Source organism: Citrobacter sp. Cpo126, assembly GCF_030332445.1.
Taxonomy (GTDB): Bacteria; Pseudomonadota; Gammaproteobacteria; order Enterobacterales; family Enterobacteriaceae; genus Citrobacter; species Citrobacter portucalensis.
Window position 1 is genome coordinate 104,698 of the sequence record NZ_JAOWHT010000032.1, and the last position, 18,234, is coordinate 122,931.

Below are 18,234 nucleotides of genomic sequence, written 5' to 3' on the forward strand. Positions count from 1 at the left end.
GGCTTTTTTATTTTGTACGGCGCATCGTGCGCCGCTACACTATCAGCAGATCTACTTTTCGCCGCACCAGACACTGGAAGAGCATGGAAACGAAAAAAAAGAATATTGAGTATATCCCTGAGTTTGATAAATCATTTCGCTATCCGCGCTACTGGGGCGCCTGGCTGGGTGTAGCGGCGATAGCTGGGATTGCGTTAACGCCGGCGTCATTTCGCGATCCTATTCTGGCAAAGCTCGGACGGATGGTTGGACGCTTGGGAAAAAGCTCACGTCGCAGAGCGCTGATCAATTTATCACTTTGTTTTCCTGAACGCAGCGAAGCTGAGCGCGAAGCCATTGTTGATGAGATGTTCGCGACCGCCCCTCAGGCGATGGTCATGATGGCGGAACTCGCCCTGCGAGGGCCGGAGAAAATTCAGAATCGGGTTGACTGGCAGGGCCTTGAAATCATCGAAGAGATGCGCCGCAACGATGAAAAAGTGATTTTTCTCGTTCCTCATGGCTGGGGCGTAGATATCCCGGCGATGCTGATGGCTTCCCAGGGACAGAAAATGGCAGCAATGTTCCACAATCAGGGAAACCCGGTATTTGATTACGTCTGGAACACGGTACGCCGTCGTTTCGGAGGTCGATTACATGCGCGTAATGATGGCATCAAACCGTTTATTCAGTCTGTACGTCAGGGATATTGGGGATATTACTTGCCGGATCAGGACCATGGACCTGAGCACAGCGAGTTTGTCGATTTTTTTGCTACCTATAAAGCAACGTTACCGGCAATTGGTCGCTTGATGAAGGTTTGCCACGCGCGTGTAGTGCCGCTGTTTCCGGTGTATGACGGTAAAACTCACCGCCTGACGATTAAGGTCCGTCCTCCGATGGATGACATCCTGACAGCGGATGACCACACCATTGCCAGACGAATGAACGAAGAGGTGGAAATTTTTGTCACGCCTCATGTCGAACAATATACCTGGATACTGAAACTGCTTAAGACGCGTAAACCCGGCGAGATTGAGCCCTATAAGCGCAAAGATCTCTATCCGAAGAAATAAAAAAAAGCCTCTCAAACGAGAGGCTTTTTTACATCAAACGCTGGTGTTACTCGACGGTCAGGATACGCGTGGTGTTAGTTGAGCCAATAGTGCTCATCACATCGCCCTGTGTCACGATCACCAGATCGCCGGAAACCAGATAGCCTTTATCACGCAGCAGGTTCACTGCTTCATTGGCGGCAACGACGCCATCTGTTTCGCTGTCAAAGTGAACCGGGGTGACACCGCGATACAGAGAGGTCAGATTCAGCGTACGTTCATGACGAGACATCGCGAAAATTGGCAGACCGGAACTGATACGAGAAGTCATCAGCGCAGTACGACCGGACTCCGTCATAGCAATGATAGCAGTGACCCCTTTAAGGTGGTTAGCAGCGTACATCGCTGACATCGCAATCGCTTCTTCAACGTTATCAAACTGCACGTCAAGACGGTGTTTAGAGACGTTGATGCTTGGGATCTTCTCTGCACCCAGGCAAACGCGCGCCATTGCCGCGACGGTTTCCGCCGGGTACTGACCTGCTGCTGTTTCGGCAGAGAGCATCACGGCATCGGTGCCGTCGAGGACGGCGTTAGCCACGTCCATCACTTCCGCACGAGTCGGCATTGGGTTGGTGATCATCGACTCCATCATCTGTGTGGCGGTGATGACCGCACGGTTTAGCTGACGCGCACGACGAATCAACGCTTTCTGAATACCTACCAGCTCAGGGTCACCGATTTCAACACCCAGGTCGCCACGGGCTACCATCACTACGTCAGAAGCCAGGATGATGTCATCCATCGCATTCTGGTCGCAGACGGCTTCTGCACGTTCTACCTTGGCGACAATTTTCGCATCGCAACCGGCGTCGCGCGCCAGACGGCGGGCATAGTTTAGATCTTCGCCGCAACGCGGGAAGGAGACAGCCAAATAGTCAACGCTGATTTGCGCTGCGGTAATGATGTCGGCTTTGTCTTTTTCGGTCAGGGCTTCAGCAGAGAGACCGCCGCCCAGTTTGTTTATGCCCTTGTTATTGGACAGCGGGCCACCGACAGTGACTTCGGTGAAGACTTTCATGCCCTGAACTTCCAGCACTTTAAGCTGTACGCGCCCGTCGTCGAGCAGCAGGATATCGCCAGGCACGACGTCTGCAGGCAGTCCCTTATAATCAATGCCGACTTTTTCTTTGTCGCCTTCGCCTTTACCGAGGTTGGCGTCTAACAGGAACTTGTCGCCAACATTAAGAAAAACTTTACCTTCTTTAAAGGTAGATACGCGGATTTTAGGTCCCTGCAGGTCACCCAAAATAGCTACATGACGTCCCAGTTTTGCGGCAATTTCACGGACCTTATCCGCCCGCAGTTTGTGATCTTCTGGAGAGCCGTGGGAAAAGTTCATACGTACGACGTTCGCACCCGCGGCGATAATCTTCTCAAGGTTGTTATCGCGGTCAGTTGCCGGGCCTAACGTGGTAACGATTTTGGTTCTGCGAAGCCTTCTGGACATGTAATACTCCGTTGACTGAAACAACTAGGTGTTGCGTGAACATTAATCCGGCCGTTCTCAAACATTAACGGTAAAATGAACGACCCGGATGATAAAAGGGTAGAACATTGTTATTGCTTTTAGCGGTCATCACTCTTGATGAGTAATTCTTTATCAAAACGCGATTCCTTGAGCGCTTCCTTGACACGCTTCAAGTTATCTCTAAATTTTGCCCCTCGGCGCAAAGTAAATCCTGTAGCCAGCACATCTATCACGGTCAGTTGAGCAAGTCGAGAGACCATGGGCATATAAATGTCAGTATCTTCCGGTACATCGAGGGTAATAGCCAGCGTGGCTTCACGCGCCAGTGGCGTCCCGGGAGAGGTGAGGGCGATAACCATAGCGTCGTTTTCCCTTGCTAACTGCGCCAGTTCAACCAGACTTTTGGTTCTTCCAGTATGAGAAATAAGCACAATGACGTCGTCGTCGCTACAATTCATACAACTCATACGTTGCAGGACAATGTCGTCGGAATAGATTACCGGTACGTTAAAGCGGAAAAATTTGTTCATCGCGTCGTGCGCTACCGCGGCGGAAGAACCTAAACCAAAGAAGGCTATTTTCTTTGCCTGGGTTAACAAATCTACCGCCCGGTTTACCGCCGCGTTATCCAGTGACTGACGAACGTGGTCAAGGCTTGCCATCGCCGATTCGAAGATTTTCCCCGTATAAGATTCTACGCTGTCATCCTCATCCACATTGCGATTAACATAAGGGGTACCATTTGCCAGACTTTGTGCCAGATGCAGTTTAAAATCAGGGAAGCCGCGCGTATCCATGCTACGACAGAAACGGTTCACCGTCGGTTCGCTGACGTTGGCTTCTACAGCAAGCGCAGCGATGCTTGAGTGAATTGCCTGCTCGGGAGAGGCAAGAATAATGTCGGCGACTTTACGCTCTGACTTGCTCAAATGTTCCAGTTTTAACTGGACTTTTTCCAGCATATTCATGATGTAGGTAGACTCATGGGTCATGGGCAAAAACGATTTCAACGATAAGGGGAAATCGAGTGGTAACTCTGGTAGATAGTACCCCTGCTAGTGCAGCAACGGGGCAAAATGGACAAAATAGTTGTTGTTTTTTTTCATTACATGATCGGAGTCGGATTTTCATACTTCTTCATGGGTACGAAAAAGACGACTTTTTTATCCATTTTGATGGGTTATACGCCAATAAAGCGGCTGTTCGCGGTAACAGCACGGCTGGATAAGCGTTTACGGTTTCCGGATTCACGTAAAAGCAGTACAGTGCACTGTAATAAAATTACAACCAGTGTCTGGCAAAAGCACCAGGCACTTAATTGAGGAGAATGACATGGCGGTAACGCAAACAGCCCAGGCATGTGATCTGGTCATTTTCGGCGCGAAGGGCGACCTGGCGCGGCGGAAATTGCTGCCTTCCCTGTATCAACTGGAAAAGGCCGGCCAGATTAACCCGGATACCCGCATCATTGGGGTTGGGCGTGCCGACTGGGACAAAGCAGCCTATACCAAGGTTGTGCGCGAAGCGCTCGAAACCTTCATGAAAGAAAAAATTGACGAAAGTTTGTGGGAAACCCTCAGCGGTCGTCTTGAGTTTTGTAACCTGGACGTCAACGATACCGCCGCGTTTAAGCGTCTGGGCAAAATGCTGGATCAAAAATCACGTACCACCATCAACTATTTCGCAATGCCGCCGAGCACCTTTGGCGCGATCTGCAAAGGTCTGGGTGAAGCAAAGCTGAATGCTAAGCCTGCCCGCGTGGTGATGGAAAAACCGCTGGGAACATCACTGGCAACATCCCGTGAAATCAACGATCAGGTTGGCGAGTATTTCGAAGAGTGCCAGGTTTACCGCATCGACCACTATCTCGGCAAAGAGACGGTACTGAACCTGTTGGCACTGCGTTTTGCCAATTCCCTGTTTGTGAATAACTGGGATAACCGCACTATCGACCACGTAGAAATTACCGTGGCGGAAGAAGTGGGCATCGAAGGGCGCTGGGGCTACTTTGACCAGGCCGGTCAAATGCGCGACATGATCCAGAACCACCTGCTGCAGATCCTGTGCATGATCGCGATGTCTCCGCCGTCCGATCTGAGCGCCGACAGCATCCGTGATGAAAAAGTGAAAGTCCTGAAATCACTGCGTCGCATCGATCGTTCGAACGTACGTGAAAAGACAGTTCGTGGTCAGTACACCGCCGGTTTTGCCCAGGGCAAAAAAGTTCCGGGATACCTGGAAGAAGAAGGCGCGAACAAGAGCAGCAACACGGAAACGTTTGTGGCGATCCGTGTGGATATCGATAACTGGCGCTGGGCGGGCGTACCGTTCTACCTGCGTACCGGTAAGCGTTTACCGACCAAGTGCTCTGAAGTGGTGGTTTACTTCAAAACGCCTGAGCTGAATCTGTTCAGAGAGTCCTGGCAGGATCTACCGCAGAACAAGCTGACCATCCGTTTGCAGCCTGATGAAGGTGTCGATATCCAGGTACTGAACAAAGTGCCGGGTCTGGATCACAAGCATAATCTGCAAATTACCAAGCTTGATCTGAGCTATTCAGAAACCTTCAACCAGACGCACCTTGCCGACGCCTACGAGCGCCTGCTGCTTGAAACGATGCGCGGCATTCAGGCGCTGTTTGTGCGCCGTGATGAAGTTGAAGAAGCATGGAAGTGGGTCGACTCCATTACCGAAGCCTGGGCGATGGACAACGACGCGCCGAAGCCGTATCAGGCAGGCACCTGGGGACCGGTTGCTTCTGTGGCCATGATTACCCGTGATGGTCGTTCCTGGAACGAATTCGAGTAAAATATCATCTAGCCCATAGGTGTTATTTTACCGGTAACATGATCTAACACAGATTGTAGAATAATTTTTGCACTTTTAAGCTCCGCGTGGATTCACCCGCGGGGCTTTTTTTATTACACTGCCTGAAACGATTTTGCCCCTGAGCTACGGCTAACAAGCGATTCAGCTGCTTTTAACCCAACTGAAACACATTGTTGATCCAACGCTCTGACAGATAAATTTTAGGAGCCTCTATGAATCCGAATTTGTTACGCGTAACAAAACGTATTGTCGAACGTTCTCGCGACACGCGTTCCGCCTACCTTGCCCGTATTGAACAAGCGAAATCGACTACCGTTCATCGTTCACAGCTGGCGTGCGGTAACCTGGCGCATGGTTTTGCTGCCTGCCAGCCGGATGACAAGGCCTCGCTGAAAAGCATGCTGCGTAACAATATCGCGATCATTACCTCCTATAACGACATGCTTTCCGCGCATCAGCCGTACGAACATTATCCGGACATCATTCGTAAAGCGCTGCATGAAGCCAATGCGGTAGGCCAGGTCGCTGGCGGTGTTCCTGCGATGTGCGACGGTGTGACCCAGGGACAGGATGGGATGGAGCTTTCGTTGCTGAGTCGCGAAGTGATTGCGATGTCGGCTGCTGTCGGCCTCTCACACAATATGTTCGACGGCGCGTTATTCCTTGGCGTGTGCGACAAAATTGTCCCGGGTCTGGTGATGGCGGCACTGTCATTTGGTCATCTGCCTTCGATCTTTATTCCCTCCGGCCCGATGGCGAGCGGTCTGGCGAACAAAGAAAAAGTGCGTATCCGTCAGCTGTATGCTGAAGGCAAAGTCGATCGCATGGCGCTGCTTGAATCCGAAGCGGCGTCTTATCACGCACCGGGGACCTGTACGTTCTATGGCACCGCAAACACCAACCAGATGGTGGTGGAGTTTATGGGGATGCAACTGCCAGGGTCCTCATTCGTACACCCGGATGCCCCGCTGCGCGAAGCGTTGACCGCCGCGGCTGCTCGTCAGGTAACGCGTCTGACCGGCAACGGCAATGAATGGATGCCGATCGGTAAAATGATCGATGAAAAAGTAGTGGTGAACGGTATTGTCGCGCTGCTGGCGACCGGGGGGTCAACCAACCATACAATGCACCTGGTTGCGATGGCGCGTGCAGCCGGGATTCTGATTAACTGGGACGACTTCTCCGATCTGTCCGATATCGTGCCGTTGATGGCGCGTCTGTATCCGAATGGTCCGGCAGATATTAACCACTTCCAGGCAGCGGGTGGCGTGCCGGTGTTAATGCGCGAACTGCTGAACGCGGGTCTGCTGCATGAAGATGTGAACACCGTTGCCGGGTTTGGTTTATCGCGTTACACCATGGAACCCTGGCTCAACGATGGTGAGCTGGACTGGCGTGAAGGGGCGGCGAAGTCGCTGGACAGCAATGTGATTGCTACCATCGATCAGCCATTCTCCCACCACGGCGGTACCAAAGTGCTGAGCGGTAACCTCGGACGTGCTGTGATGAAAACGTCGGCGGTTCCGGTAGAAAATCAGGTAATTGAAGCGCCCGCGGTTGTTTTTGAAAGTCAGCATGATGTATTGCCGGCCTTCGATGCGGGACTGCTCGACCGTGATTGCGTAGTCGTTGTGCGCCATCAGGGACCAAAAGCAAACGGAATGCCAGAATTACATAAACTCATGCCGCCACTTGGTGTATTATTGGACCGTTGTTTCAAAATTGCGTTAGTTACCGATGGACGACTTTCAGGTGCTTCAGGTAAAGTGCCTTCAGCAATCCATGTAACCCCAGAAGCCTATGATGGCGGGCTACTGGCAAAAGTACGCGATGGCGACATCATTCGTGTGAATGGACAGACAGGTGAATTGACGCTGCTGGTTGATGAAGAGGAACTTGCTTCTCGTCAGCCTCACATTCCTGACCTCAGCGCATCGCGCGTGGGCACAGGCCGTGAAATGTTCAGCGCGTTGCGTGAAAAGCTGTCCGGTGCGGAACAGGGCGCAACCTGTATCACTTTTTAAGACTTATTTTGTAATCAGGCGAGAGAAAACTCTGATGAAAAACTGGAAGACAAGTGCAGAAGCAATCCTGACCACTGGCCCGGTTGTACCGGTTATCGTGGTTAATAAACTGGAACACGCAGTGCCGATGGCAAAAGCGCTGGTTGCAGGCGGCGTGCGCGTTCTGGAAGTGACCTTACGTACCGCATGTGCGATGGATGCCATTCGCGCGATCGCAAAAGAAGTTCCGGACGCTATCGTTGGTGCAGGTACTGTACTGAATCCGCAACAGCTGGCTGAAGTAACCGAAGCCGGTGCGCAGTTTGCTATCAGCCCGGGCCTGACCGAGCCGCTGCTGAAAGCCGCAACGGAAGGCACTATTCCGCTGATCCCTGGTATCAGCACCGTGTCTGAACTGATGCTGGGTATGGACTACGGTTTGAAAGAGTTCAAATTCTTCCCTGCTGAAGCAAATGGTGGCACCAAAGCGCTGCAGGCAATTGCGGGTCCGTTCTCTCAGGTGCGTTTCTGCCCAACCGGCGGTATCTCTCCGGCGAACTACCGTGACTACCTGGCACTGAAAAGCGTGCTGTGCATCGGTGGTTCCTGGCTGGTTCCGGCGGATGCGCTGGAAGCGGGTGATTACGATCGTATTACCAAGCTGGCTCGTGAAGCAGTAGAAGGCGCGAAGCAGTAAGCCGTTAATGCGTAAACCGTAGGTCGGATACGGCATCAATGCTTTATCCGGCCTACGGGTCTGGTTTTTATCCTGCGACTTTCACCTGTGCGGCTGCGTCTTTCGCGCGTATCACCGCATCTTCAATGCTCTGTGCTGTGGCCAGCACAACGCCCAGACGACGGCTCCCGTCGATTTCCGGCTTGCCAAAGAAACGCACTTGCATACCCGCACCTACAGCGGCTTGCACGTTATCAAACGTGATATTCTGGCTGGTAAGTTGCGGCAGAATAACGGCGGAAGCAGAAGGTCCATACTGGCGGATTTCGCCAACGGGCAGACCGAGAAATGCACGTACGTGCAGGGCAAACTCAGACAGATCCTGCGAAATTAAGGTCACCATACCCGTGTCGTGAGGGCGAGGGGAGACTTCGCTGAAAATCACCTCATCACCGCAGACAAACAGCTCCACGCCAAACAGTCCGTGACCGCCCAGCGCCAGTACCACCTTGCGGGCAATCTCCTGCGCGCGCGCCAGCGCCAGGTCACTCATCTGCTGCGGCTGCCAGGACTCGCGATAATCGCCATCTTCCTGGCGATGACCTACCGGCGCGCAGAAATGCACACCATCAACGGCGCTGACGGTTAGCAGGGTGATTTCAAAATCAAAATTCACTACGCCTTCGACGATAACGCGTCCGGCGCCTGCCCGGCCTCCCTGTTGAGCATAGTTCCACGCCTCGGTGAGCTGATCGGCTGAACGGATAAAGCTCTGCCCCTTGCCGGAAGAACTCATTACCGGCTTCACAATGCAGGGATAGCCGATTTCGGCAACGGCTTCACGAAATCGTGTTTCGGTGTCTGCAAAACGGAAAGATGATGTGGGTAAAGACAATTCTTCGGCTGCGAGGCGACGGATTCCTTCCCGGTTCATGGTCAGTTGGGTCGCTCGTGCGCAAGGCACAACGTGTTGACCTTCCTGTTCCAGTTTGATCAGCATATCCGTGGCAATCGCCTCTATTTCCGGCACGATGTAATGTGGTTTTTCACGTTCGACAAGCTGGCGTAATGCCTCGCCATCCAGCATGTTAATTACGTAGGAGCGATGGGCAACGTGCATGGCTGGCGCGTCGGGGTAACGATCCACGGCAATGACTTCCACACCCAGGCGTTGGCATTCAATCGCCACTTCTTTACCCAGTTCACCTGAACCTAATAACATCACTCGCGTTGCTGCGGGACGCAGCGCTGTGCCTAATAACGTCATAAATTAATCCCCTGTTTTATCTGGGCGCAGTATATACGAAAACGTTTGCGTCTGTCTTTATTACCAGGTTGATTTCAGGGCTTAAAAAGAATATACTGTACATAAATACAGGTAATTTAAGAGGCTGCAAAAATGGCGGTTGAAGTTAAATACGTAGTCATTCGGGAAGGTGAGGAAAAAATGTCGTTTACCAGCAAAAAGGAAGCCGATGCGTATGACAAAATGCTGGATACAGCAGATCTGCTCGACACATGGCTGGAGCAATCGCCGGTAGCGCTCGAAGACGAGCAGCGTGAAGCGCTTTCCCTGTGGCTGGCTGAGCAAAAAGATGTGCTGAGCGCCATTCTGAAAAACGGCAAGCTGCCTTCGCCACAGGCTGTCGAAAACGATGCACACACTGAGGATGATACTCAGGCTGCCTGAAACGACTTGCGCTCCTGACGTTTTGTACCATGCTTTTCCCTGAATCATTGTGCAATCCCTGACGTAATTTCACGTTGCCGCAGGCAACCTGAAGGATGAAGGGGAGATTAAGGAGAAAAGAATGTATAAAAAAAGAGCGTTATTGAGCCTGCTGTTATTGTCTGCCAGCGTATCGGTATTTGCGGCAAATATGGAAAGCAAGAATGTTCAGTTCCCCAAGTGCGAAGGACTGGATGCTGACGGTATTGCGGCAAGCGTGAAACGTGACTATCAGCAAAATCGCATCGCGCGCTGGGCTGACGATCAAAAACTCGTCGGGCAAGCCGACCCTGTCGCCTGGGTCAACACGCCCGATATTACGGGCAAAGACGGGAAATGGTCAGTTCCCCTGACGGTTCGCGGTAAAAGCGCGGATATTCACTATCAGGTAAAAGTCGACTGCAAAGCCGGAACGGCGGAATATCAGCCGCAGTAACTCAGGTATTTGCACATCTTTTGATGACCTGAACACTTCCTGACATCCCCTCGGGTACGCTTTGATGATTATTCGTCTGTACTTGAGGGGCAAAATGGCTAATTGGCTGAATCAACTACAATCTCTTCTTGGGCAAAAAGGATCCTCCACGTCATCTTCTGGCGAGCAAGGGCTGAGTAAACTTCTGGTTCCAGGCGCGTTAGGCGGTCTGGCAGGATTACTGGTTGCCAACAAATCTTCACGTAAATTACTGAGTAAATACGGCACCAGCGCGCTTCTGGTGGGCGGCGGTGCGGTTGCTGGTACCGTGTTATGGAACAAATACAAAGATAAAGTTCGCGCTGCGCATCAGGATGAGCCGCAGTTCGGCGTACAAAGCTCACCGCTGGATGAGCGAACCGAGCGTCTGATCCTGGCGCTGGTTTTTGCGGCGAAAAGCGACGGTCATATTGATGCTAAAGAACGAGCGGCCATTGAGCAGCAGCTTCGTGAAGCGGGCGTGGAAGAGCAGGGCCGCGTTCTGATTGAAAGAGCCATTGAACAACCGTTAGATCCCCAGCGCCTGGCGCAAGGGATCCGCAACGAAGAAGAAGCGCTAGAAATTTACTTCCTGAGCTGTGCGGCGATTGATATCGACCACTTTATGGAGCGTAGCTATCTCAATGCGCTGGGCGATGCGTTGAAGATCCCGCAGGATGTTCGTGAAGGCATTGAACAGGATCTCAAAGAACAAAAACAGGCTTTACCGGGTTAATTACTTACCGCTAAGGCGCATGTTTCGCTTGCATCATTGCTGTCTTTTGCCACCCTTATAGGATGTTTAAGCAAAAGAACAATGACATGCTACCAAAAGCTTCTCGTATTCCCCGCGCCATGACGCAGCATGGCGATACTCGTGTTGATAATTATTACTGGCTGCGAGATGACACCCGCTCGCAGCCAGAAGTGCTGGATTATCTGCAACAAGAAAATGCGTATGGCCGCCAGGTTATGGCCTCGCAGCAGGCTTTGCAGGATCGCGTCCTGAAAGAAATTATCGACCGTATCCCGCCTCAGGATGCTTCCGCCCCCTATGTGAAGAATGGTTATCGCTACCGGCATATTTATGAACCGGGGTGCGAATATGCTATTTATCAGCGTCAGTCTGCTTTCAATGAAGAGTGGGATGATTGGGATACTCTGTTGGATGGGAACCAGCGCGCGGCACACAGCGAGTTTTATACGCTGGGAGGACTGGCGATATCTCCGGATAACACCATCATGGCGCTGGCAGAAGATTATCTCTCTCGCCGGCAATATGGCGTGCGTTTTCGCAACCTGCAAAGCGGTAACTGGTATCCGGAAGTGCTCGAAAACGTCGAAGCGGATCTGGTCTGGGCGAATGATTCTCAGACTTTCTATTACGTGCGCAAGCACGAAACAACGTTATTGCCGTATCAGGTGTGGCGACATACGGTTGGCTCGCCATCGTCACTGGATGAGCTGGTGTATGAAGAAGCCGATGATATGTTTTATGTCAGCCTGCATAAAACCACCTCGCTACACTATGTGGTTATTCATATCGCCAGCGCGACCACCAGTGAGGTTTTACTGCTTGACGCAGAACTGGCGGATGCCGAACCGTTGGTCTTTTTAGCGCGACGCAAAGACCATGAATACAGTCTCGATCACTATCAACACAATTTTTATCTGCGCTCCAACCGTCAGGGGAAAAATTTCGGCCTGTATCGTACCCGCGTTCGTGATGAGCAAGCCTGGGAGACGCTGATCCCTGCGCGCGACAACGTGATGCTGGAGGGCTTTACGCTATTCACTGACTGGCTGGTGGTAGAAGAGCGTCAGCGCGGCTTAACCAGCCTACGACAGATTAATCGTAAAACGCGCGAAGTGGTCGGGATCGCCTTTGACGATCCGGCTTATGTGACCTGGCTTGCCTATAATCCAGAGCCGGAGACATCGCGCCTGCGCTATGGCTATTCCTCCATGACCACCCCGGACACGTTGTTTGAACTGGATATGGACACCGGGGAACGTCGTGTGCTTAAGCAGACGGAGGTCCCCGGATTTGATGCGGCGAATTACCGTAGCGAACACCTATGGATAACTGCGCGTGATGGCACCGAGGTTCCGGTTTCGCTGGTTTATCATCAAAAGTATTTTCTGAAAGGAAAAAATCCGTTACTGGTTTATGGCTATGGATCATATGGCGCCAGCATGGATGCCGATTTCAGCAGCAGCCGTTTGAGCTTACTGGATCGTGGCTTTGTTTATGCTATTGCCCATGTGCGTGGTGGTGGTGAATTAGGACAACAGTGGTACGAGGACGGTAAGTTTCTGCACAAGAAAAATACTTTTAATGATTACCTCGACGTCTGTGATGCGTTGCTAAAAATGGGCTATGGCGCGCCTGAGTTATGTTATGGCATGGGCGGAAGCGCCGGAGGCATGTTAATGGGCGTCGCCATTAATGAGCGCCCGGAACGCTTCCATGGTGTTATTGCTCAGGTGCCGTTTGTCGATGTGGTAACCACAATGCTCGATGAATCAATTCCCCTGACGACCGGTGAGTTTGAAGAGTGGGGTAATCCGCAGGACGAAGAGTATTACACCTATATGAAAAGCTACAGCCCGTATGACAATGTAACCGCGCAGGCATACCCACATCTGCTGGTCACGACGGGATTACACGATTCCCAGGTGCAATACTGGGAGCCAGCAAAATGGGTGGCAAAACTGCGTGAGCTGAAAACGGACGATCGTTTGCTGCTACTTTGCACGGATATGGATTCCGGACACGGCGGTAAATCCGGGCGTTTTAAATCTTACGAAGGCGTGGCCCTTGAGTACGCTTTTTTGATTGGACTGGCGCAGGGAACACTGCCTGCTCAGGCGTGATCCAAATAGTGTTTTAGCGTTAATCGCAGTTCCGGGCTCATATTGTCAAGGTTATTAAATAACCAGCGCAGATAGCCCGGATCGCGTTCAGCTACTTCTGATACCGGTTTTCCGCGGTACTTACCAAAAGTGAAAGTAGTGAGTAACGCGGGACGGCCGGTAATATCGACCATTTGATCGGCTGTCCAGCCTGACGTCTGCATGATGTCGATCAGCAGTGCCGCAGTAATGTAGCAATCGTACAGGGCGCGGTGATGGTGGAGACCTGCTGGCGTCTGGACGCTCAGCTTGCGCGATTTATACAGCGCCATGTTGCTGTATTTGATCCCCGGCCACAACCGACGGGAGAGCTTCATGGTGCAAATCCATTCCCCGGGCATATCGGGCAATACGCGGCGGTCAAAGCTGGCATTGTGCGCAACGTACCATTCGCTGCCGTAATACTGTGGGATGACGTCTTCAATCCATGGCTTATCGGCCACCATTGCTTCAGTAATGCGATGTATAGCCATCGCCTGTGGGCTGATGGGGCGGTCAGGGCGTACCAGGTGGCTCATGGGGTTGACTATTTTTCCGTCAACCACGTCGACAGAAGCAATTTCAACAATGCCTCCCTGTAGACCACAGGTTTCTGTATCTATTATGCGCAACATGCCATGCTCCTGACCCAAAACGACTAGCGTAATGGAATGATATCACCTTGCCAACCCCGTGGCGTGCGTTGGCCGGTTAACAGCAACGAACCGCTGTCTGCGCGAACAATCAATCGACCTCGTTCATCCCATAACGCACTGCTACCCCGCGCATTGGCCATTAATACCGCGATGGCAAATTTATGTGAGAAACTTTGTAGGCGAGATGTAGAGGAGAGCAGTTCCGGTTCACTGACTGACTGGCAGCTGGTGAATAGCGAATAAGCCGGGTCGATATCAATGCCTTCCGGTTGGCTATCTACAACGCTGATGGCATTTCGCTGTCTGGCAATACAAGCCCCGTGGCTCTGATGGAAGGTTAATGGCGAAGTCATCCAGGGAGAGAAAAGCGCAATACCTTTCACGAACCGGTTGTTATGTTCTACCGGTAGTCCCGCAATTATCGTCATGCGATAAGTCGCGGCGGCATGTGCGAGAGGTTCTAACAGCGCTTCATCGGGTGGGGCAGGAAGCGCGTCATTCTCATCAACACAACCCAGCAATGAGAGGGAAGGGAAGACCAGCAATTCACATTGGCATTGAGCTGCCGCATGAATGAATTGCAGGTGATGCGCGACATGTTCGGTAACTGAGGTGTGAAGAGGTTCGTATTGTGCTGCTGCGATTTTCCAGTATGACATAATGATTTCCTTTTCATAGTGTCTACAACCATCCTTAATGTGTGGATTAAGAATATGCTTATACTGTAGCAGGCGTCATGTAAGGAATCGTAACGTAATATAAGTTTTATTTAACTTTAGGCTCGTATGGTAAACGTGAAAGCGAAACGGATGCCAGGCGGTGCGCGATGAGTCTTTCGCGGAACCAGTCGCGTAAATGCTCTGGCTGTTCGCGTTCAACAACTTCTGCAACAACGGGCATATTGTATCGCTCCTTAAATGCCACTCCAGCCGCAGCCAGATCGACATTGACCTTATCCATTTCCGCTTGCTCAAGTTTGGCCAGATTGATGTTCATGGGCTTCTCCTTTTCTCTGTCTTTCGGCGCGCAAAGTTACTAAGAGTGTGCGTTAATGGCAAGACAGAAATGATGATTCTCGACTCGACCATTGTAGAAGGTTATTCTCTACAGGTTAGACATAACAAAAAGGAATAGTTGAAATGGCTTCATCTGCATCTATGCTTCGCAACGCGCTCATCGTACTCGCCAGCGTTCTGGCAACACCTGCGGCATTGGCGCATGCCCACCTCACAAAACAAAGTCCGGCGGCTAACGCTGAAGTGACGGCATCTCCTCAGGCGTTGACGCTGAATTTTTCTGAAGGCGTAGAGCCGGGATTCAGCGGTGCAACGCTGACCGGTCCTAACAAAGAACAGATCAAAACGGGCAAGGCATCGCGCAGTGAGCAGGACAAAACGCAGCTGATTGTTCCGCTTGATCAAACGCTTGAAGCAGGAAAATATACGGTCGACTGGCACGTTGTCTCCGTGGATGGTCACAAGACGAAGGGGCAATATACCTTTAGCGTGAAATAACCAATGCTGGCATTTACCTGGGTTGCGCTACGGTTTATCCATTTTACCGCTTTGATGCTGGTGTTTGGCTGTGCGCTTTACGGCGCATGGCTGGCCCCCGTTTCGGTTCGTCGTTTAATGATGCGTCGTTTTTTACGTCTGCAACGGCATGCTGCGACGTGGAGCTTTATCAGCGCGACGCTGATGCTGGCGATTCAGGGTGGGTTAATGGGCTCAGGCTGGCGGGATGTTGTCTCTACTGATGTTTGGCTCGCCGTGTTGCAAACGCAATTTGGCGGCGTCTGGTTATGGCAGATTATCCTCGCGTTGGTCACGCTGGTGGTGACCATCATGGTGCCGCGTAGCATGCCGCGACTGCTGTTAATGCTGACAATTGCGCAGTTTATTTTGCTGGCTGGCGTCGGACATGCGACGCTGCACAGCGGTATCCCTGGCGCAATCCAGCAGGTTAACCACGCCTTACATTTGGTATGCGCTGCCGCCTGGTTCGGCGGTTTGCTGCCCGTACTTTACTGTATGCGAATGGCGCAAGGTCGCTGGCGGGAACAGGCCATCAGTACCATGATGCGCTTCTCACGCTATGGGCATCTTTTCGTTATCGGTGTTTTACTAACCGGTATTATGAATGCGCTGTTTATTGTCGGTTTTTCTGTTCCCTGGCACATGGCTTACGGGCGACTGCTTTTGTTAAAAGGTGCCCTGGTCATGTTAATGGTGGCGATTGCGCTGGTGAATCGGTATGTTCTGGTACCACGCATGCGGCAGGATAACCGCGGCATGACTCTCTATTTTATTTGGATGACCAAGCTGGAATGGGGCATAGGAGCCGTTGTGCTGGCGATTGTCAGCTTGTTTGCAACCCTTGAACCTTTCTGATTGATGGACTGGCGAAACGCATGAAAAAAATCATTATCTCTTTATTACTCCTGGCAAGCTCCGGAGCCGCGCTGGCTGCGCCGCAGGTCATTACCGTCAGCCGTTTTGAGGTTGGCAAAGATAAGTGGGCGTTTAATCGGGAAGAGGTGATGCTGACCTGCCGTCCAGGTAACGCGCTGTATGTCATCAATCCCAGTACGCTGGTGCAATACCCGTTGAATGATGTCGCCAGACAGCAGGTGGAGAGCGGAAAAACCACGGCAAAGCCGATCGAGATTATCCAGATTGATGATCCGGCGAAACCGGGCGAAAAAATGAGCCTGGCACCGTTTGTAGAGCGTGCAGAAAAGCTCTGCTAATTGTCAGATGTAGCGCTCTGATTTCCAATAAAAAACCGCAAGGATCTCGCAGGAGAACTTGCGGTTTTTGCGTTTGGATGCGTAACAAACGTCCTTTTTTTCCGGCCACTTTAGTCGCGGACTGGAAAACCTGGCGCTGTCATCTATTCTTAAATGGCAGGGTAACTTAGCCTGCATTAATGCCAACTTTTAGCGCACGGCTCTCTCCCAAGAGCCATTTCCCTGGACCGAATACAGGAATCGTATTCGGTCTCTTTTTATGTGGCGAATGCGATGCCATCCAGGGCAAAACACGGCGTATCGCATGCTGCATTCTCCATAAACCATACCATACTCCTGCCCACGATCGTCCAGGCTTTTTTGCCATCATTGCTAAAATTATAACCAGGTACCCTTGTATTCTGGAGGCGACATGGGACGACCTGGCAATATCTATCAACGAATCGACGGTACGCAGTGGCGCCACGTTTGGGTGGTTGGGGATATCCACGGATGCTTCTCGATGCTGATGGCTAAACTTCGCCAGTACCGTTTTGATCCCTGGCAGGATTTGCTGGTTTCAGTGGGGGATGTTATCGACCGTGGACCAGACAGTTTGCGTTGTCTGAAACTACTGCGTAAACGCTGGATTGTCGCGGTCAGGGGGAACCATGAACAGATGGCGCTGGACGCGCTGGCGACGGGGGATCAATTCATGTGGTTTATGAATGGAGGCTCGTGGTTCGAGCAGGCGGAGCAACCGGCAGCGAAATTTGCTCTTGAAGCGTGTTGGCAGTTACCCTGGATTCTGGAGCTGCATTGTCAAAACGGTATACACGTTATTGCTCATGCCGATTACCCGGATGATGATTATCAGTGGCTAAAAGAGATCGATTTACAGCGCGTGCTGTGGGACCGCTCGAGGCTGATGCGCAATGGTTGTGGGATTCACGGCGCGGATCACTTCTGGTTTGGCCACACGCCGTTGCGCCATCGGCTGGATCGCGAGAATCTACACTATATTGATACCGGTGCTGTATTCGGCGGCGAGTTAACGCTGGTACAACTGCAATAATCAAAAATCGCTGTATTCCTGGGCCGGATGCCAGAAACTGTCGATGTAGTCGTCCGCAGGTAAACATCCGCCGTTACGAATACGTTGATCGTCCATCGATATCAGGCACTGCTGCTCAGTTTTGTAGACATCAACCACGATATCTTCACAACCGCCATCCAGATAGCACACAAAAAGAACCAGCGTGAACATTCCATCCTCAAATGGTAAAGCCATACCTGTAGTGTAGAAGATGTTGATAGATGAGGGAAATTAACCAAGAAATAACCCGTCTGGCGACGGGTTCTTTTTGAATCAGGCAAGGCGCATGATCCAGGCATCTGACTTACGATCGTAGTGTTCGCGAAATAGTACTGAATGTTCTCCGTTCAACAGGGCCGGGACGCTGGTGTCGGCATCCCAGGCATCCAGTTGCATACATAAATCCGGATCGGATTTACACGGAATGGTTAACGTTCGGTCCCCCGGCGATTCGCCATGTAACTCGGCGTCGTCGATTTCAAAAGCGCCAATGCGCACACTGGTTTTCATCATCGTGCTCTCCGTTAATTTGCTGGTTGTGGTACGACCAGTTAGGCCGTCCATTTTTCAGCGTAGTCAACGTTAGCAAAAGCGCCAGTAAAA

General features: G+C 51.6%; 20 protein-coding genes. 12 read left to right on the top strand and 8 right to left on the bottom strand.

The genetic code is table 11. From position 1 onward, the window contains the following. Positions 1-83: 83 nt before the first annotated feature. The gene (gene lpxM / locus OGY17_RS09790; protein ID WP_020996628.1) at positions 84-1,055 is read left to right on the top strand and encodes a lauroyl-Kdo(2)-lipid IV(A) myristoyltransferase; all 972 of its coding nucleotides are present in this window, start codon (positions 84-86) and stop codon (positions 1,053-1,055) included. 46 nt (positions 1,056-1,101) lie between these two features. On the opposite strand, the gene pyk is transcribed toward lpxM, so the two are convergent. Beyond that, positions 1,102-2,544, bottom strand: a complete 1,443-nt coding sequence (gene pyk / locus OGY17_RS09795; RefSeq protein ID WP_003034890.1) for a pyruvate kinase — start codon at positions 2,542-2,544, stop codon at positions 1,102-1,104. A gap of 119 nt (positions 2,545-2,663) precedes the next feature. Beyond that, positions 2,664-3,533, bottom strand: a complete 870-nt coding sequence (locus OGY17_RS09800) for a MurR/RpiR family transcriptional regulator (RefSeq protein ID WP_153753969.1) — start codon at positions 3,531-3,533, stop codon at positions 2,664-2,666. 364 nt (positions 3,534-3,897) lie between these two features. Between OGY17_RS09800 and zwf the strand changes: the two genes are divergently transcribed. The 3 genes from zwf to kdgA all read left to right on the top strand — a co-directional run bounded on the left by zwf (position 3,898) and on the right by kdgA (position 8,094). After that, entirely contained in the window at positions 3,898-5,373 is a 1,476-nt protein-coding gene (gene zwf / locus OGY17_RS09805) for a glucose-6-phosphate dehydrogenase (protein ID WP_003833817.1), read from the top strand. A gap of 233 nt (positions 5,374-5,606) precedes the next feature. After that, the gene (gene edd, locus OGY17_RS09810) at positions 5,607-7,418 is read left to right on the top strand and encodes a phosphogluconate dehydratase (RefSeq protein WP_008785050.1); all 1,812 of its coding nucleotides are present in this window, start codon (positions 5,607-5,609) and stop codon (positions 7,416-7,418) included. A gap of 34 nt (positions 7,419-7,452) precedes the next feature. Further along, positions 7,453-8,094: a bifunctional 4-hydroxy-2-oxoglutarate aldolase/2-dehydro-3-deoxy-phosphogluconate aldolase gene (gene kdgA, locus OGY17_RS09815; protein WP_003034901.1), complete on the top strand. Its 642-nt coding sequence runs from the start codon at positions 7,453-7,455 to the stop codon at positions 8,092-8,094. A gap of 67 nt (positions 8,095-8,161) precedes the next feature. On the opposite strand, the gene purT is transcribed toward kdgA, so the two are convergent. Beyond that, positions 8,162-9,340: a formate-dependent phosphoribosylglycinamide formyltransferase gene (gene purT, locus OGY17_RS09820; RefSeq protein ID WP_079934737.1), complete on the bottom strand. Its 1,179-nt coding sequence runs from the start codon at positions 9,338-9,340 to the stop codon at positions 8,162-8,164. A 132-nt stretch (positions 9,341-9,472) separates the two neighbouring features. On the opposite strand from purT, the gene yebG reads away from it, so the two are divergent. The 4 genes from yebG (at position 9,473) to ptrB (ending at position 13,133) form a co-directional block, all read left to right on the top strand. Further along, entirely contained in the window at positions 9,473-9,763 is a 291-nt protein-coding gene (gene yebG / locus OGY17_RS09825; RefSeq protein ID WP_032943780.1) for a DNA damage-inducible protein YebG, read from the top strand. Positions 9,764-9,884: 121 nt separating this feature from the next. Further along, complete coding sequence (yebF, locus tag OGY17_RS09830; RefSeq protein ID WP_020996626.1) at positions 9,885-10,238, top strand: protein YebF; 354 nt, start codon at positions 9,885-9,887, stop codon at positions 10,236-10,238. Positions 10,239-10,332: 94 nt separating this feature from the next. Beyond that, entirely contained in the window at positions 10,333-10,992 is a 660-nt protein-coding gene (locus tag OGY17_RS09835; RefSeq protein WP_048235202.1) for a tellurite resistance TerB family protein, read from the top strand. A gap of 86 nt (positions 10,993-11,078) precedes the next feature. After that, a complete protein-coding gene (gene ptrB / locus OGY17_RS09840) occupies positions 11,079-13,133 on the top strand; it encodes an oligopeptidase B (RefSeq protein ID WP_188110089.1) in 2,055 nt (684 codons plus the stop codon). Here the strand turns inward: ptrB and exoX are convergent. The 3 genes from exoX to OGY17_RS09855 all read right to left on the bottom strand — a co-directional run bounded on the left by exoX (position 13,124) and on the right by OGY17_RS09855 (position 14,803). Then, the gene (gene exoX / locus OGY17_RS09845) at positions 13,124-13,786 is read right to left on the bottom strand and encodes an exodeoxyribonuclease X (protein WP_003833802.1); all 663 of its coding nucleotides are present in this window, start codon (positions 13,784-13,786) and stop codon (positions 13,124-13,126) included. The two genes, ptrB and exoX, sit on opposite strands and share 10 nt — an antisense overlap. 23 nt (positions 13,787-13,809) lie before the next feature. Then, the gene (locus tag OGY17_RS09850; protein WP_008785043.1) at positions 13,810-14,466 is read right to left on the bottom strand and encodes a carbon-nitrogen hydrolase family protein; all 657 of its coding nucleotides are present in this window, start codon (positions 14,464-14,466) and stop codon (positions 13,810-13,812) included. 106 nt (positions 14,467-14,572) lie between these two features. After that, a complete protein-coding gene (locus OGY17_RS09855; protein WP_003034925.1) occupies positions 14,573-14,803 on the bottom strand; it encodes a DNA polymerase III subunit theta in 231 nt (76 codons plus the stop codon). A 143-nt stretch (positions 14,804-14,946) separates the two neighbouring features. On the opposite strand from OGY17_RS09855, the gene yobA reads away from it, so the two are divergent. The 4 genes from yobA (at position 14,947) to pphA (ending at position 17,610) form a co-directional block, all read left to right on the top strand. Beyond that, the gene (gene yobA, locus OGY17_RS09860) at positions 14,947-15,321 is read left to right on the top strand and encodes a CopC domain-containing protein YobA (protein ID WP_286607111.1); all 375 of its coding nucleotides are present in this window, start codon (positions 14,947-14,949) and stop codon (positions 15,319-15,321) included. A 3-nt stretch (positions 15,322-15,324) separates the two neighbouring features. Continuing rightward, positions 15,325-16,197 carry a copper homeostasis membrane protein CopD gene (copD, locus tag OGY17_RS09865; RefSeq protein WP_008785042.1) on the top strand — a complete coding sequence of 291 codons (873 nt, stop codon included), beginning with the start codon at positions 15,325-15,327 and terminating at the stop codon, positions 16,195-16,197. 20 nt (positions 16,198-16,217) lie between these two features. After that, positions 16,218-16,556: a YebY family protein gene (locus OGY17_RS09870; protein ID WP_003833793.1), complete on the top strand. Its 339-nt coding sequence runs from the start codon at positions 16,218-16,220 to the stop codon at positions 16,554-16,556. Positions 16,557-16,968: 412 nt separating this feature from the next. Next, positions 16,969-17,610, top strand: coding sequence for a protein-serine/threonine phosphatase (gene pphA / locus OGY17_RS09875; RefSeq protein ID WP_111465450.1), 642 nt, complete (start codon positions 16,969-16,971; stop codon positions 17,608-17,610). Here pphA and OGY17_RS09880 read toward each other — a convergent pair whose 3' ends face one another. Together OGY17_RS09880 and OGY17_RS09885 are read right to left on the bottom strand one after the other, a co-directional pair. Beyond that, complete coding sequence (locus tag OGY17_RS09880) at positions 17,611-17,802, bottom strand: YdfD/YebW family protein (RefSeq protein WP_003034941.1); 192 nt, start codon at positions 17,800-17,802, stop codon at positions 17,611-17,613. It abuts the gene before it with no gap. 102 nt (positions 17,803-17,904) lie between these two features. Beyond that, entirely contained in the window at positions 17,905-18,141 is a 237-nt protein-coding gene (locus tag OGY17_RS09885; protein WP_029139506.1) for a YebV family protein, read from the bottom strand. Between the last annotated feature and the right edge of the window lie 93 nt (positions 18,142-18,234).